Source organism: Acinetobacter gandensis (assembly GCF_001678755.1).
GTDB classification, from domain to species: domain Bacteria; phylum Pseudomonadota; class Gammaproteobacteria; order Pseudomonadales; family Moraxellaceae; genus Acinetobacter; species Acinetobacter gandensis.
In genome coordinates, this window is the sequence record NZ_LZDS01000010.1 from 17,093 (window position 1) to 32,613 (window position 15,521).

The following is a 15,521-nucleotide window of genomic DNA, read 5'->3' on the forward strand; positions in this document are numbered from 1 at the left end:
CTAAAAATAAAAGCGAGATATTTCTCGCTTTTATTTTGCTTATTAGAAGATTTAATAGATTATGTACGTACCTTAATCTCGTAACCCGTGTATTTACGTATATTGATTACACCGGTATCTAGAATTAAATACTGACCTTTAATGCCTTGTAATTTTCCACGAATAATCGGAGTCTTATCCAAATTATGTGACTTGATCTTTTCAGGATATTCGTCCACAGGATAAATAAATTGACGAGGCAATTCATCTTCAAGTAATTCAACCGTTTCATTGAATTCGAGCTTTTGACTGAATTCATCACGAATGGTTTGAATTTTGGGTGCAAACTCTTCAACCAATTGATCTCGGATTTCAATTAGGTTAATAGGATCAGCTTCGCCTTTAAGCAATTTACGCCAATCTGTTTTATCGGCAACCTGTGTACCAAACATGACTTCAAGCTGTCCTGAAAGACGGCGAGAACCAACTTTCATAATGGGGAGAGCTTGTGTAGCGCCTTGATCTAACCAACGCGTTGGCATTTGTCCAAGACGGGTAATACCCACTTTCAAGGCACTCGAATTTGCTAAATAGACGATATGCGGTTGGAAGCAAACTTCATGTGCAAAATCGTCTTCACGGCATGTGCCTAAATGATAATGGCAAGTTTCAGGCTTCATAATGCACATATCACAAGAGGCTTTGGTTTTCATGCATTTAAAGCAATGGCCTTGTGAATATGATTTTGGCGTTTTTGCTCCGCAAGAAACACAGTAAATATTTCCAGTCGCTTCAATCTCAATTTCTTGACCTAAATTAAATGGTAGGTCAACTTCTGAACGATCTAGAATAAATTTATACTCAACATTTGCCTTGTGTGTATGTTGATCAGTTACACTAAGGTCCTTAAGACCTGCATGCATTTTATGGCAAATGCCTTGTAGTTCCATACGAATTCTCTCTTCAATAATAAGGATGCGGCAAATGGCTGAACAAAATGTCATCACTTCTATGCTAGACGATTTGTCGAAAGAGCAGCCTATTTCAACCGCAATCTGTATTGGTCAAAATCTTGAACAATACAATCAATTTCATCCAATTCTATGGCATCATTTTAACGTAACTGAGTTTTTAAGTCTGCCTTTTACCCAGCGATTTGATCTTGGCTTTGTGATTTTGGATAGCGAAATGATGCGAGGCTTAGATGAGCAGCAAAAATCTCAGATGTTGGTCAAACTACGGGACTTGCTGGCAAAACGAATCGTGGTGGTGAGTACATTACAAGATGAACAATTATTGCGTGCACTTGGCTTTACTCAGTTAATTGATAAGACCACTCATGATAGTGACTTTGCATTGTGGCAATTTAATATTTTAACCTATAAACATATCCCAGATTGGTTTAACTCTAAGTTTTGGGCGAACCCAGAAAATTGGAATAAATTCCGTTGGTAACAATGATTTAGTTGTCTAATCTTTGCAAAAAATAACAAACTGCACTTATTGAATTGTCTTTTCCCACGTATGCTGTAACGAGGTTTATCTAGGAATAATAAAATGACAAATTTAAATAGCATTGTGGAAATTTTAGCAAAGCAAGCGTTAGGTGGAGCAGGTGCTCAAAACCAACAAGGTGGCTTAGGCGGTATTTTAGGTTCTGTATTGGGTCAGTTGGGTAATAATGCAAATACTCAAAACACACAAACCAACGCTCAAAATCAGGCAGGTGGTTTGGGTGGTATTTTAGGTTCTGTACTGGGTCAGTTGGGTGGCGCTGCGCAACCACAGCAACGTACTTCTGGCGGTGGCGCATCTACAATTTTAATTGCAGTATTGCCTTTGGTCTTGGCATGGATTCAAAAGCAAGGTGGTTTACAAGGTGCATTGGATAAATTACGTGGACAAGGTCTAACCAGTCAAGTAGATGACTGGGTGTCTACAGGACCGGGCGAGAATGCAGCTGTAAACACTCAGCAAGTACAAAATTTATTTGATGATGCTGAAATTGAACAAGTGGCGCAGGAAACACAAACACCGAAGCAAGATGTTTATAGTGCAATCTCAACTGTATTACCACAAATTATTGATTCATTAACACCGCAAGCGGGTCAAACAAATCAAAATGAAGCCAATGATGATATTCAACAAGTACTCAATATGGTTTCAGGTTTCTTAAAACGTTAAGTCTGATTGAATGTAAAAAGCCAGTTTAGACTGGCTTTTTTTATGGGCTTTAAAAAAATTAATAATTTGATTTGTGGTTGCAAGTTCAAGAAGGATTAAAGAGTCGGTTGGATAAGCAGATTTTTTTGCCGACATAATGTGATTTTTTTTGCCGAATTAAAATAATTTGAGATTGAAATTCAAGTTCCCCAAATTCAGGTTCAACTTGTACATAATGCAGTTGACCAAATTCATCTCGTACACGTGCTTGAGCAGAAAAGCCGGGTCGAGCATTACCACTCGAAATCGTCGCTAAACGACCGAGTAAATTGACTGAATGTTTTTTATATTTTGGTGGGACGACTTGATCTAAGCAATGAATCATAAAAACAGTAAAAAATATTGCGATAATCAGTGCGGGAAGGAATAAATAATATGAAGGTACAAAGTGTCCTTCTTGTGCATGAATGCAAAATTGCAACACATAGCCTGCAAAACTAAAATTCATTAACAAGAAAAATAAAATCAAAGATTTAGAGAATTTTACATTGAGCAATGCTAATTCATGTAAACGCTGTGGAAATATGCGCTTTATTAATTGTGTCGGTCTAAAATTAATGTAATAGCCAATGGTTTCCACCATGCCCAACAAAAGCACAGCCAATAAACTTAAATGAAAAATAATTAAGTTGCTGTCTGTGAGAAATGCGGACATGGCGAAGTTCCAAAGGTTATTCTTCTGTGAGGTAAATTCCACCATCAGAATGCACGTTAATACTTACTTTTTCAAGCGCTTGACCTTGGCAAGGGCCAGAAATACATTCGCCTGTTTCTACAGTGAATAGAGCACCATGTGTTGAGCATTCAATGAACTCTTGGTCACGGTCTAGAAACTGGTTTTCTAAAAACTCTAATTCGACTTGTAAGTGCGGACATAAATTCTGGTAAGCGTAAAACATACCATCACGTTGAGTGATGAAAATGGTATCGCCATCTGGTGTTTCAAAAGAGCGTGCTTCACGTTCAGGCACGTCATCTGTCATACAGATTTTAAACATTAAGCACATTCCTTTTGAAATGACTGTAATAGGGCAGCATAGTCTTCAACGTCTAAGCGAGGACCAAATTGAGAAACAACTTCACTTGAAATTAAAATAGCAAGTTGTGCAGCAGTTTTATAATCATGGCCTGCATTAAGTGCATATAAGAAAGCGCCTGCAAAAGCATCACCCGCACCATTGGCATCAACAGCAGTCACTTTACGACCAGGCACGGTAAATGTCGCTGATTCGTTATGAATTAAAGCACCTTTGGCACTCAATGTAATGACAATGTGTTTACTTAGTGTTTGCAATTTAGCAAGTGCAGATTCTAAATTATCAGTTTCTGTGTACATGAGTGCTTCTTGTTCATTGCAGAACAAAAGGTCAACGCCATCATCGAGTAATTCATCTAAGCCTTGACGTGCATATTGCACCATCGCTGGATCGGAGAGTGTTAAGGCAATTTGCACACCATTAGCTTTCGCTATTTTGCGGGCTTGTTTGACTGCTTGGCGAGCTGTGTCAGAGGTTGAGAGATAGCCTTCAATATATAACCATTTCGCAGTATTTAATGTGCTAAAGTCAATTTGAGCATCAGTCAATTCAGCAGTAATACCAAGATAGGTATGCATTGTGCGCTCAGAGTCAGGGCTGACAAGTACCATACATGTACCGGTCACACCTTCACTGATTGATTGGGTTGCAGTTTGAATGCCAGCTTGGTTTAAACCCTCTAAGTAAATTTGACCAAGATCTTCATTACCTACACGGCATGCATAAAATGCAGAACCACCTAAGGCACTGAAAGCTACAGTTGTATTGGCAGCAGAACCACCTGAAGCTTGACCTTTATATTCCTGAGTCGCTTGAAGGTTGTTATACAAAGCTGCCTGAGTATCACCATCAGTCAATTGCATGGTGCCTTTTTGCAGATTTTGTTGAGTTAGGAAGTCATCGGAGACTTTGAATTCCTGGTCAATAAGTGCGTTACCAATTGCAAAAAGGTCAACTGTTGCCATGTTGTTCAATCACATCAAAAAATGAAAGTGTTAAGTTTACACGATTGCTCAGGATTGCTGTAGTTTGTTGAAGAAAATTCAATTAGAAGACAAGTGTGTATATATTTCACTCATATTGATCATTTTTTTGAATATTTTTTTTAAATTGTTGCCGTTTTAATCAGCTTTGCTATTGTATAAAAGCTATTTTTTTAATCTTATAGAGCTACAGGGTTTAAGTGCAGTAAGTTGAATTTTGCTGTTGATATAAATAGATAAATTGATTAAAAAGTGTGGATATATGGAAATAACTATTCGCCAAGCTGACCAGTTGCCAGCTCAAATTGAAAATATTGCTGCTTTAGCGCAGCATGAAGGCTATGTGTTTATACACCGTTTAATCGAAGAATTTCGTAGTGGTAAAAACCGTTTTGATCAAACTGGCGAACAGCTTTTATTGGCTTATGATGGCGATAAACTAATTGCTTGTGGCGGCTTGAATCAACAATGGGGTGATACTGGTATTGAAGAACGTATTGGTCGTGTGCGCCGTTTTTATGTGCATCCGCAGTACCGTCAACATGGTGTGGGGAAGCAATTGCTCATTGAACTTGAAAAGGGGGCAAAAAAACATTTTTCAGCACTGTGTCTAAATACAGATACCAAATCCGCAGCAAGTTTTTATCAAAAGCAAAACTATGTGTTTGTAGAGAGTCATCCAAACTACAACTATTTTAAATATTTAGTTTAGCGGCACCTTTTTCAGCTAATAGGTTTAAATCTTAAAGTTTGAAATGGTCTATAAACTCTCAAAGCATCCTTCGGGATGCTTTTTTGTATCTATAGTTTGGTGAGATGCTTTAATTTAACTGAATGAAAGGATGAGCTGAATTTGAAGATGAATAAAATAGCCTAAGTAGATTAATATTTAATTTGACTCATATAACTTCTTACAGCACCTTAATAAATAATTAAGTTTTGCAGTCAATGATAAGGATAAATATTTATAGAGAAATAAGGTATGGATACAACTGAGCTTCGGCAGCATTTAATCAAAGTTCCTGCCATTACCGCTTTGTTTTGGATCACGAAGATTTTTGCGACCACTTTTGGTGAAACCGGTGGTGATGCAATTTCAATGTCCATGAATTTGGGATATTTGGTCAGTACCTTTATTTTCGCAGCGATATTTATAGTATTACTATATTTTCAGATACAAGCCAAAAGTTATAAGTCATATCTGTATTGGGCAACCATTATTGCCAGTACCACAGTAGGGACGACCTTAGCAGATTTTGTTGATCGTTCCTTAGGTATTGGCTATTTAGGCGGAACTTTAATTTTAATTGGGCTGGTACTGGTTTCTTTATTCAGTTGGTACAAAGTTGAAGGCACAATTAATCCGCATAGTGTCAATCAGCCACGGGTAGAGATTTTTTATTGGCTGACCATTACCTTTTCCCAAACCTTGGGTACGGCTTTAGGAGATTGGGCTTCTGATAGTGCAGGTTTGGGGTATATCGGTGGCATGGTGTTATTTTCCAGTCTCATCGTGTTAATGGCATTGCTGTATTACTTTAGTTCTGTATCACGGACTTTACTGTTCTGGACTACCTTTGTTTTAACGCGCCCATTAGGCGCTGTGGTTGGCGACTTTTTGGATAAGCCGCTAAGTTCAGGTGGTTTGGATTTAAGTCGATTTGCTGCTTCCTTTGTGTTGCTGATTGCAATTTTGATCTGTATTTATTGGTCAACATGTCAAGATAAGTATCAAAACAAATCCATTCAGTAGCGCCTTTCTATCACAATAATAGTTGATAGGTTAGACATAGAACATGATTGGATAGGTCGATGGCTTTAAGTAGATTAAAACGGTTGGAAATATCGTTTCATTGAATCCTGATCGGATTTTTTAAGGTATACTTTGCCGTATCTTATAAAGTAATAGATTAGGAGCACACATGACTGTAGATGTCACTGAAACCATTTCTCAAACTGTTCATCCCGCGTTTCAGTTGATACGTCAACACCATGTTGAAGCCTTAGACATTTTAGTCTCTGAATATAAACATAAAGTTACTGGTGCAGTGCATTATCACTTAGCCACCAATCATGACGAAAATGTATTCTTAGTAGCGTTTCGTACTCAGCCGATGGACTCGAAAGGCGAAGCGCACATTCTTGAACATACAGCATTATGCGGTTCTGAAAAATTTCCTGTACGTGATCCGTTTTTCTTGATGATTCGTCGTTCATTAAATACCTTTATGAACGCATTTACTGCGGCAGATTGGACAGCTTATCCATTTGCAACGCAAAACAAAAAAGATTTCCAAAATTTGCTTGAAGTCTATATGGATGCGGCTTTTGCTGCGAATTTGAATCCTTTGGATTTTGCGCAAGAAGGCATTCGTATTGAGCTAGAAAATGGTGAGCCAGTTTATAAAGGCGTGGTCTTTAATGAAATGAAAGGTGCAATGAGTTCACCTTCAGATCAACTTTATCATCAACTTGCACATCATTTATTCCCAGAAACGACCTATCATTACAACTCTGGTGGTGATCCGAAAGACATTCCAGATTTAAGCTATGAAGAACTGGTTTCCTTCTACAAATCACATTATCACCCAAGTAATGCTGTGTTCATGACCTTTGGTAATGAGCCTGCTTATAACTTGCAAGAACAATTTCAAACTTTAGCCTTGTCTAAGTTTGAACAAGGCCAAACGCTGTACTCTAAACCAGAGCGTCGTTTAGCAGCACCTGTCACTGTGACTGAGACCTATGCAGTGGATGCAGAAGACCTGAAAGACAAGACTTATCATGTTCTTTCATGGTTATTGCCTGAAGCGAGCAATATCAAATTGCGTTTAGGAATGCGTTTGGTTGAAGGTGTATTGTTGGAAGACTCAGCATCACCGCTGCGCCATTACCTAGAAACCTGTGGTTATGCACAATCAACAGGCCCATTCATGGGTGTGGATGATTCAAACTTTGAAATGACTTTCTTCTGTGCAGTTCAAGGTTCAAATCCTGAGCATGCTGAAGAGTTTAAAAATGGCGTATTCAAAGTACTTGAAGATGTTGCATCGAAGCCTGTAGATGCTGCACTGGTTGAAGCGATTTTGCATCAGATTGAATTGCATCAACGTGAGATCAATGGCGATGGTATGCCATATGGTTTAAGCTTGATTTTAAATGGCTTGAGTAGTGCAATTCACCATTCAGACCCAATTGATGTTTGGGATGTGGATACTGCCATTGAACAAGTCAAAGAAGAGTTGAAAGACCCAATGTGGCTTTCAAACCTAATTCAAGAATACTTGCTAGATAATCCACATCGCGTACAACTGACTTTAGTTCCAGATGCAGAGAAAAATGCGGTAGAAGCTGCTGCTGAAAAAGCACGTTTAGCTGAAATTGGCGCTCAACTGACTGAAGAGCAGAAAGCTGAAATCATTGCGCAAACTGAAGCGCTGAATGTGCGTCAAGATACCCCAGATGATTTGAATTTGTTGCCAAAAGTGGGTTTAGAAGATATTCCTGCACAATTACAAATTGTGCAAGGTCAACTCCGTGAAATTATCAGTAATGGCTTAGATACACCTTTAAATCTTTATCATGCTGGTACGAATGGTATTTACTACCAACAAGTATTGATTCAAATACCTGATGAAGTCGTACAATCGCCATACTTCAACTTACTGTCTATTTTGATGGGTGAAGTGGGTGCAGGCGAATATGGTTATTTAGAGCTGCAACAATTACAAACTGCTGTAAGCGGTGGTTTAGGTATGGGCGCATCATTGCGTTCAAAAACTGATGATAAAGGTCAAATCAGTGCTTGGTTAACACTAACTACTAAATCACTGGTCAATAATCTTGAAGCGATTCGTTTATTAAAATTAGCCTTTGAACAACTGCGCTTTGATGAAAAGAACCGTATTGTTGAATTGTTGCAACAACGTAAAGCGCGCTGGCAGTCTCGTGTTTCTGGTTCGGGACACAGCTATGCCATGCAAGTGGCTAGCCGTCAGCATAGTGCACTGGCACTACGTGATTATCACAATACTGGCTTAGGTGCATTGAACTGGTTATCTGATCTAGTTGCGAATATTGAAAAAGATGAAACTGCTTACAACGCTTTAATTGAAGAGCTACAACTGATACATAACCGTTTGCTAAAAGCCCCTAAACAATTCTTGTTGGTATGTGAAGAGCATCAATCAGACCGTTTGGTTGAAGAAGTGCAAACCGTTTGGGATAAAGTTGCGATTGAAAATATTCAGCATGAACTTACACAGGTTGATTTTGCCAATAGCAGCAATGACGAAGCATGGTTAATTCAAGCCAATGTTCAATTCTGTGCTTCAGCATATGCTGCGGTTGAAGTGTCACATCCAGATTCTGCGCCATTGATGATTCTTGCGGCTTATTTGCGTAATGGCTTCTTACACAGTGCTATTCGTGAAAAAGGTGGCGCTTATGGTGGTGGGGCGAGCTACGATGGCAATGCATGTTCATTCCGTTTTTATAGCTACCGTGACCCACGCTTAGCAGAAACTTTTAATGATTTTGAAGCGAGTGTGCAGTGGTTACTGAATGCTGAGCAACAACCGCATCAATTAGAAGAAGCGATTTTAGGTCTGATTGCGAGCATGGATAAACCGGGTTCACCAGCAGGTGAAGCGATTACTGCATGTTATGCATTGTTACATAAGCGTACGCCAGCATTCCGTCAAATGTTACGGGAACGCCTGCTAAACGTAACTTTAGACGACTTAAAACGCGTTGCTGTTAAGTATCTGTTTGAACAAAAACCGACTAAATCAGTCGTTGCGCCTGTGGCAAAACGTGAAGCATTGGTTGAGCTAGGCTTTGATATCAAACAAGTAAATTAAAACAATAAGGGGTAGATATGGCGTTCAAATCTCTTGAGCGTACTACATTGCAACTGAGCCTAATTGCGCTCAGTTCGATGTATGTCAGCAGTGCTTATGCACTTAATGGTGAAGTAACAGCTAATCCTGCCACGCCAGAAGCTTGCGTTGCACTTGAATCGAATGCTGAGCGTTTGTCATGTTATGACGCGTTGTTTAAGATTCCTGAAGAAGTTAAACCAACGCTTGTTTCTGAGCGTCAGGCTGCGCAAGAAATTAAGCCAGAGCCAACTGAGCCTTTAAGCCTAAAAGAAAAAGTTTCTCATGCTTTTTCAGATCGCTTATTCGCAGTTGAGGCACCAAGTTTAAATCCTAATTTGTCTTTATTGGACAGTCGTTGGGAGTTGTCACAAGAAAGTAAATTGGGGACGTGGAATATTCGTGGTTATCAACCTGTGTATTTAATGCCAGGTTATTGGACTTCAGAAAAAAATGAACGTCCATCGAGCCCAAATGAAAACAATACTGTCAATGCCGATCAGGAACAAAACCTGAAGTCGATGGAAGCGAAATTCCAATTGTCTCTTAAGACCAAAGCGGTTGAAAACTTATTTGGAAATAATGGTGATGTTTGGTTGGGCTATACGCAGTCATCACGTTGGCAGGTTTATAATGAGGACGAATCACGTCCATTTCGTGAAACCAATTACGAGCCTGAAGCAAGCTTAGTATTCCGTACGAACTATGAATTGCTGGGTTTAAATTGGCGTATGCTGGGTGTAACTTTCAACCATCAGTCTAATGGTCGTTCTGACCCACTTTCACGTAGTTGGAACCGCGTCATGCTGAACCTAGGTTTCGAGCGTGATAACTTTGCTTTAATGCTGCGTCCATGGTATCGCTTAGAAGAAGATGCTAAGGACGATAATAACCCAGATATTAAAGACTATATGGGACGTGGAGATTTAACAGCGTTCTATCGCAAAAATAATCATGATTTTAGCTTGATGCTGCGCCATTCTTTAAAGGGTGGAGATGATTCTCATGGAGCGGTACAGTTCGATTGGTCATTCCCAATTAACGGTAAGCTACGTGGTCAATTCCAAGTATTTGATGGTTATGGAGAAAGTTTGATTGATTATAATCACCGTGCAACCTATGTAGGGCTAGGTGTTTCTCTGCTGAATTGGTTCTAAAACGTTGAATTAAAAAAACCACGCTTTGGCATGGTTTTTTGTGCTATTTAGTTGTGATTTTGGCTATTAGCCAATTTGTATTTCCGAAGGTGGGTGTTTAAGGCGACTTTTTTTCGGAGTAGCAATTAAGTAGGCCAAAGTTAGGGGGCCGAGTCGTCCAGCAAACATCAATAACATGAGTGCTACTAAGCTTGCTGGTTGTAATTCGCTGGTTATACCTCGTGACAAACCTACGGTACATGCAGCGGAAACTGCTTCAAATAACAAATCTAAGAAATGGTGTTTAGGCTCAAGTAACAATAGGCTAAATAGGCCAAAGAAGATTAAAGTGACGGTAATAAAAATCACTGCAAGGGCTTTAAATGTAGTTTTTTCAGAAATAGAGTGATTAAACACACGCAGTTCATCTTCACGTCTTAAAAAACTAATTACACTCAAGACTACAATAATGAAAGTACCGACTTTAATACCACCAGCGGTACTTAGAGAGCCACCGCCAATAAACATTAATAACATCGTTAATAAGGATGATGCATCCGTCATGCTTTGCATAGGTAAGCTGTTAAAGCCAGAAGAACGAGGAACTGTGGCATGGAACCATGCGTTTAGCGCTTGATCGCCAATTGACATGTTGGCAAGCGTCGCAGGATTTGTTGCTTCTAAAGCCCAAATCACGACAAATGCAACCACATTTAGTCCCGCTATGGTAGAAAGTATTAACTTACTATTGGTTGTAAGCTTTTTCCAACTTTTATTACGCTTAATATCCATGAGAACCAAGAAACCGATCCCACCAATGATATATAGCATACTAATGGTAAAAGTAATGAAATAGCGATCTGCGAAGCTCATTAAGCTATTGGGGAACAGTGAAAAGCCACCATTGTTAAAGGCGGAAACACTATAAAAGGCTGCATAAAATAGGGCCTGGTTGAAGTTATATTCTTGCATCCAAGCAATGGTTAAAATGACAGTGCCGATCAGCTCAAAAAATAAAGAATAGAGAAATACACCTTTAATAGTCATCGAAACTTTGGTGAGACTGGTTTGTCCAATTGTTTCCTGCGCCATAATTTGCTGTTTGAGGCCCATTTTAGGAGACAAACTCATTGCTGCTAAAATGGCAAAACTCATAAAGCCGAGCCCGCCACATTGCAGTAGTCCCATAATCACAATTTTACCGAATACCGTATATGCTTCTCCGACATTAACGACAGATAATCCGGTAATGGTGACAGCTGATGTTGAGGTGAACAGGGCATTTAACCAAGACAAATCACCATGATGTGAAATGGGTAGTTTGAGTAAAAGCGTACCTAATATAATCAAACCTAAGAAGCCTAGCGCTAATATGCTAGGTGGACTGAGGTTAATGGTATTTTGCTTTTTATTGTGTAATTTCATTTTAGCTATTCAATCTATACTTGAAGCGTGGAAGATCAATTAAGTTAATGGAATTTAATTGCTGACCTTGAAGTATTTGGCGAGTCTGCGTAGGGGCTCAATCAGACCTTCAATGACAAGAATATCGCCAGTTTGTAAAATCAAATTTGGGTCTAGACTATATTGAATATCTGTTCCGCGTTTATGCAAAATTGTTTTGACTTCAGGTACATGGTCCATCATTTGATTTAAACGTGTCCCTTGCTGAGACTCTTTAATCTCAACTTTCACTAAGTAGTGGTCGTCTTCCAACACCATATAGCGACTCACCATCGGGTAGCTCAGTGATTGTGCAACACGGACACCCATGTCTTCTTCAGGATGAATGATTTTGTCGACGCCAAGATGTGTCAAAATCATGTGATGCGCTTTGGATTTAGCTTTGGCCCAAATTTTGTTGATCCCCATGTTTTTAAGATGGAGCACACATAAGATGCTGGCTTCAATGTCTTCACCTATGGCAACGACAACAGCTTCACAGTTTTGAATGTTTAGCTCTTGCAGCACATGCTCATCTGTGGCATCTGCAATGACTGCATGTGTTAATTGGTCTGAGATATTCTCAACAAATTTTTTGTTGCTATCGATACCAATCACATCATGTTTTAAGCCCATGAGTTCAGTTGCAACTGTAGCGCCAAAGCTACCTAAACCAATTACCGCGAATTGAGCCATAAAATCCCTAAGTTATTTTAAAGTTATAAATTGAGTAAATGGTAGCGTGTTCCTTTAAAGGCGGCTATTACAAATTACATAATCCATTTAAATCGAAAAGCTCTAATTTTTTATTTCTTCATCGTTTTGATAGGCATAAAGTTCAGCAATATTGGGACAATTTTCCATAACTTGTTGGTATTTAAAAATTTCATAGCCTAATTTATTTTTTAGAATGTATTGAAATTGATGCTGATCATCTTTGATGACATTTAGGGTGGCTTTACGAACGAGTTCGGAATTGTTCTTTAAACGGTTTAAGCTATCGCATGAAAATTCACGTATGATAGCTTGAACAGATTCCGGAGCGGTTTGATCACTCAGCTCATCAAAGCGAATATATACAATGTAATTTGGATATTGATTCAGCATTTCAGCTTGCGCGGTATAGCCGTAAATATTTTCTAGATTTTGCGTACGGGACTGATTTGGAATTTGTTTCATACTTTGACGAATCTTATCTTCCTCTTGTGTAAGTTGATAAGCCGGATATGCATAAAAATATCCACCTAAACCCACAATAGCGATCATAAATAAGGCATAAAAATTCAATTTAAATATCCATTTTGTTTTATTTTCAATGGATTATAGAGTGCGGTGAATTTAACGACAATGACGGCGTTGATGAATTAAATAGATGAATATCTTTATTTTGATGTAGAAAATAGTTGCTGCAAATAAAAAAGCTGGAATCTAGATCCCAGCTTTTTTATAGAAGTTTTATTTATTTCAAGAAACGTTGGTAACCCAAGTTATTGGTAATTTCAACGTATGGATAAGTAATACTTTCCAATGTTTCCACTAAACCATCTGGGTTTTGTTTCGCATCAGTAGCTTCCATACCAACAAGTACACGACCTTCAGCTGCACCGTGGTTACGGTAGTGGAACAGGGTAATGTTATGTGTTGGACCAAGACGTTCTAAGAATGTTAACAAAGCACCTGGACGTTCTGGGAATTCCACACGGAATAAACGCTCATTTTCAATATCGGCATGACCGCCAATTAAATAACGAATATGCAACTTAGCTACTTCATCATCAGATAAATCATCAACATCATATTGGAATTTTAATGATTCAAAGATGTCTTGTCGCTCTTTTTCACCGCCTTTTAAACTAATACCTACAAAGACTTGTGCTGCTGTTGCACAGCTGGCACGGTAGTTAAATTCGGTAATATTACGACCTTGTAAAGCACGACAGAATTTGAGGAATGAACCTTTTTCTTCGGGAATAGTCACAGCAAAAATCGCTTCTTTGCGTTCACCAAGTTCTGTACGTTCAGCGATATAACGTAAACGATCGAAGTTCATGTTGGCACCGCATACAATCGACACGCAGTTTTTACCAACAAGTTCATGTTGTGCTACATATTTTTTGATACCTGCAAGTGCCATTGCACCTGATGGTTCTACAATACTACGGCATTCATCATAAGTATCTTTGATGGCAGCACAGATTTCATCTGTATTTACAAGAACAACATCACGTTCGACAATTGGGCCTGAGTTATCTGATTTTTGTAGTTGAATCACTTCAAATGGTTTTTCACCAATTTGAGCAACCGCAGTGCCGTCAGCAAATAAACCAACAGATGGAAGGATTACACGTTCATTGGCTTCGAATGCTGCTTTTAAACATGCTGATTCGTCATATTCAACAGGGATTACTTTCACGTGTGGAGCAACATCGCCTAAGTAAGCCGCTACACCTGCAATTAAACCACCACCACCAACAGCAACAAACACGTAATCCACATCACGCCATTGACGCAAAATCTCATTACCAATGGTGCCTTGGCCAGCCATAACGAGTTCATCGTCATAAGGTGGAATAAAGGTCATGCCTTCATCTGTTGCACGTTGAATCGCATATTTATTGGCTACGTCAAAAGAATCACCATGTAATACCACTTCACCGCCAAGACGTTTTACTGCTTGGACTTTAATGTCTGGCGTGGTTTTCGGCATCACAATAATGGCGCGAATTCCCAGTTTTTGACCAGATAGAGCCACACCTTGTGCATGGTTACCTGCTGAAGCCGTAATAACGCCACGTTCCAACTGAGATTTCGGTAATTGACTAATACGGTTATATGCACCGCGTAGTTTGAAAGAAAAGACAGGTTGCAGATCTTCGCGTTTAAAGCGAATGTTGTTGTTTAGCTTTTCACTAATTCGTGGCGCTGCTTCGAGTGGGGTTTCGATTGCAACGTCATAGACCGTTGCCTGTAATATTTGTCGAACCAAACGAGACAGCATGTTAATTTTCCATCTAACAGTTTAAAATAGGGGTTTATTGTAACAAACCCCTGTACATTTGGGCTGAAAAATCAGCGTCTAATGTCAAAAAATAGTTGAGCCAAGTTATGAGTCTGTATGCAACCCAAGATGAAAAGAAACAAGCTGCTGCAAAAGCTGCGTTAAAGCATTTGCCTAAAGGCGGTATTTTGGGTGTGGGTACAGGAAGTACTGTTAACTTTCTGATTGACCTATTACCGGAACTTCAACTTGAAGCTGCTGTAGCAAGCTCTGAAGCAACTGCACAACGCCTTAAAAAGTTAGGTATTGAAGTTGTCGATATGAACCATGTAGGTGGTTTAGATGCCTATGTAGATGGTGCAGATGAAATTGACCGCCACATGCACATGATAAAAGGTGGCGGTGCTGCACTGACTCGTGAAAAAATCGTGGCATCTATTGCGAAAAAATTCGTTTGTATTGTTGATGACTCTAAATGGGTTGAACAATTAGGTCGTGAATTTCCACTTCCTGTAGAAGTGATTCCAATGGCACGTTCTGCTGTTGCGCGTAAAATCGTATCTTTAGGTGGTGACCCCGTTTATCGTGAAGGTGTTGTGACTGATAACGGTAATGTAATTTTAGATGTTCATAACCTAAATATTTTGAATGCGTTGGAACTTGAAAAAACCATCAATGACATCCCTGGTGTGGTGTGTAACGGTATCTTTGCAATAAACAAAGCAGATATAGCTGTTGTAGCCACTGATAACGGTATTGAAGAGCGTACAGCGGTTTAATATGCTGAAAGTTCCCTCTCCTTTTAGGAGAGGGTTAGGGAGAGGTTGTGTTAACAGTTCCCT

The 15,521-nt window shown here is 39.2% G+C and carries 15 protein-coding genes; 7 read left to right on the forward strand and 8 right to left on the reverse strand.

Annotated elements, in window-relative coordinates; translation table 11 throughout:
• Positions 1-59: 59 nt before the first annotated feature.
• Positions 60-929 carry a DUF2797 domain-containing protein gene (locus A9J31_RS04685; protein WP_067762833.1) on the reverse strand — a complete coding sequence of 290 codons (870 nt, stop codon included), beginning with the start codon at positions 927-929 and terminating at the stop codon, positions 60-62.
• Positions 930-963: 34 nt separating this feature from the next.
• Here A9J31_RS04685 and A9J31_RS04690 point away from each other — a divergent pair, with 34 nt between their 5' ends.
• The gene (locus A9J31_RS04690) at positions 964-1,434 is read left to right on the forward strand and encodes a DUF6231 family protein (protein ID WP_067762802.1); all 471 of its coding nucleotides are present in this window, start codon (positions 964-966) and stop codon (positions 1,432-1,434) included.
• Between the two features lie 102 nt (positions 1,435-1,536).
• Positions 1,537-2,163: a YidB family protein gene (locus A9J31_RS04695; protein WP_067762803.1), complete on the forward strand. Its 627-nt coding sequence runs from the start codon at positions 1,537-1,539 to the stop codon at positions 2,161-2,163.
• 85 nt (positions 2,164-2,248) lie between these two features.
• On the opposite strand, the gene A9J31_RS04700 is transcribed toward A9J31_RS04695, so the two are convergent.
• From A9J31_RS04700 to A9J31_RS04710, 3 genes are read right to left on the reverse strand one after another with little or no spacing between them, the layout of a single operon-like run.
• Positions 2,249-2,857, reverse strand: a complete 609-nt coding sequence (locus A9J31_RS04700) for an OB-fold-containig protein (protein WP_067762804.1) — start codon at positions 2,855-2,857, stop codon at positions 2,249-2,251.
• Positions 2,858-2,873: 16 nt separating this feature from the next.
• Positions 2,874-3,185: a Rieske (2Fe-2S) protein gene (locus A9J31_RS04705; RefSeq protein ID WP_171256669.1), complete on the reverse strand. Its 312-nt coding sequence runs from the start codon at positions 3,183-3,185 to the stop codon at positions 2,874-2,876.
• Between the two features lie 14 nt (positions 3,186-3,199).
• Positions 3,200-4,204, reverse strand: a complete 1,005-nt coding sequence (locus tag A9J31_RS04710; protein ID WP_067762806.1) for an adenosine kinase — start codon at positions 4,202-4,204, stop codon at positions 3,200-3,202.
• 280 nt (positions 4,205-4,484) lie between these two features.
• On the opposite strand from A9J31_RS04710, the gene A9J31_RS04715 reads away from it, so the two are divergent.
• The 4 genes from A9J31_RS04715 (at position 4,485) to A9J31_RS04730 (ending at position 10,259) form a co-directional block, all read left to right on the forward strand.
• Entirely contained in the window at positions 4,485-4,934 is a 450-nt protein-coding gene (locus A9J31_RS04715) for a GNAT family N-acetyltransferase (RefSeq protein WP_067762807.1), read from the forward strand.
• A gap of 270 nt (positions 4,935-5,204) precedes the next feature.
• Entirely contained in the window at positions 5,205-5,975 is a 771-nt protein-coding gene (locus tag A9J31_RS04720; RefSeq protein WP_067762808.1) for a COG4705 family protein, read from the forward strand.
• Positions 5,976-6,144: 169 nt separating this feature from the next.
• Complete coding sequence (locus A9J31_RS04725; protein WP_067762809.1) at positions 6,145-9,084, forward strand: insulinase family protein; 2,940 nt, start codon at positions 6,145-6,147, stop codon at positions 9,082-9,084.
• Between the two features lie 77 nt (positions 9,085-9,161).
• Positions 9,162-10,259, forward strand: coding sequence for a phospholipase A (locus tag A9J31_RS04730; RefSeq protein ID WP_425394344.1), 1,098 nt, complete (start codon positions 9,162-9,164; stop codon positions 10,257-10,259).
• 66 nt (positions 10,260-10,325) lie between these two features.
• On the opposite strand, the gene A9J31_RS04735 is transcribed toward A9J31_RS04730, so the two are convergent.
• From A9J31_RS04735 to ilvA, 4 genes are all read right to left on the reverse strand, one after another.
• The gene (locus A9J31_RS04735; RefSeq protein ID WP_067762811.1) at positions 10,326-11,663 is read right to left on the reverse strand and encodes a TrkH family potassium uptake protein; all 1,338 of its coding nucleotides are present in this window, start codon (positions 11,661-11,663) and stop codon (positions 10,326-10,328) included.
• 54 nt (positions 11,664-11,717) lie between these two features.
• A complete protein-coding gene (locus A9J31_RS04740; RefSeq protein ID WP_067762812.1) occupies positions 11,718-12,377 on the reverse strand; it encodes a potassium channel family protein in 660 nt (219 codons plus the stop codon).
• 102 nt (positions 12,378-12,479) lie between these two features.
• Positions 12,480-12,968: a hypothetical protein gene (locus A9J31_RS04745; RefSeq protein WP_150923094.1), complete on the reverse strand. Its 489-nt coding sequence runs from the start codon at positions 12,966-12,968 to the stop codon at positions 12,480-12,482.
• Between the two features lie 172 nt (positions 12,969-13,140).
• Complete coding sequence (ilvA, locus tag A9J31_RS04750) at positions 13,141-14,679, reverse strand: threonine ammonia-lyase, biosynthetic (protein ID WP_067762814.1); 1,539 nt, start codon at positions 14,677-14,679, stop codon at positions 13,141-13,143.
• Between the two features lie 107 nt (positions 14,680-14,786).
• Here ilvA and rpiA point away from each other — a divergent pair, with 107 nt between their 5' ends.
• Positions 14,787-15,458: a ribose-5-phosphate isomerase RpiA gene (gene rpiA, locus A9J31_RS04755; RefSeq protein ID WP_067762815.1), complete on the forward strand. Its 672-nt coding sequence runs from the start codon at positions 14,787-14,789 to the stop codon at positions 15,456-15,458.
• The last annotated feature ends 63 nt before the right edge of the window (positions 15,459-15,521 follow it).

Bases quoted from the DNA above. Each gene is read 5' to 3' on its own strand.
- A9J31_RS04685 (WP_067762833.1), bottom strand. From the start codon at position 929: ATGGAACTACAAGGCATTTGCCATAAAATGCATGCAGGTCTTAAGGAC.
- A9J31_RS04690 (WP_067762802.1), top strand. From the start codon at position 964: ATGGCTGAACAAAATGTCATCACTTCTATGCTAGACGATTTGTCGAAA.
- A9J31_RS04695 (WP_067762803.1), top strand. From the start codon at position 1,537: ATGACAAATTTAAATAGCATTGTGGAAATTTTAGCAAAGCAAGCGTTA.
- A9J31_RS04700 (WP_067762804.1), bottom strand. From the start codon at position 2,857: ATGTCCGCATTTCTCACAGACAGCAACTTAATTATTTTTCATTTAAGT.
- A9J31_RS04705 (WP_171256669.1), bottom strand. From the start codon at position 3,185: ATGACAGATGACGTGCCTGAACGTGAAGCACGCTCTTTTGAAACACCA.
- A9J31_RS04710 (WP_067762806.1), bottom strand. From the start codon at position 4,204: ATGGCAACAGTTGACCTTTTTGCAATTGGTAACGCACTTATTGACCAG.
- A9J31_RS04715 (WP_067762807.1), top strand. From the start codon at position 4,485: ATGGAAATAACTATTCGCCAAGCTGACCAGTTGCCAGCTCAAATTGAA.
- A9J31_RS04720 (WP_067762808.1), top strand. From the start codon at position 5,205: ATGGATACAACTGAGCTTCGGCAGCATTTAATCAAAGTTCCTGCCATT.
- A9J31_RS04725 (WP_067762809.1), top strand. From the start codon at position 6,145: ATGACTGTAGATGTCACTGAAACCATTTCTCAAACTGTTCATCCCGCG.
- A9J31_RS04730 (WP_425394344.1), top strand. From the start codon at position 9,162: ATGTATGTCAGCAGTGCTTATGCACTTAATGGTGAAGTAACAGCTAAT.
- A9J31_RS04735 (WP_067762811.1), bottom strand. From the start codon at position 11,663: ATGAAATTACACAATAAAAAGCAAAATACCATTAACCTCAGTCCACCT.
- A9J31_RS04740 (WP_067762812.1), bottom strand. From the start codon at position 12,377: ATGGCTCAATTCGCGGTAATTGGTTTAGGTAGCTTTGGCGCTACAGTT.
- ilvA (WP_067762814.1), bottom strand. From the start codon at position 14,679: ATGCTGTCTCGTTTGGTTCGACAAATATTACAGGCAACGGTCTATGAC.
- rpiA (WP_067762815.1), top strand. From the start codon at position 14,787: ATGAGTCTGTATGCAACCCAAGATGAAAAGAAACAAGCTGCTGCAAAA.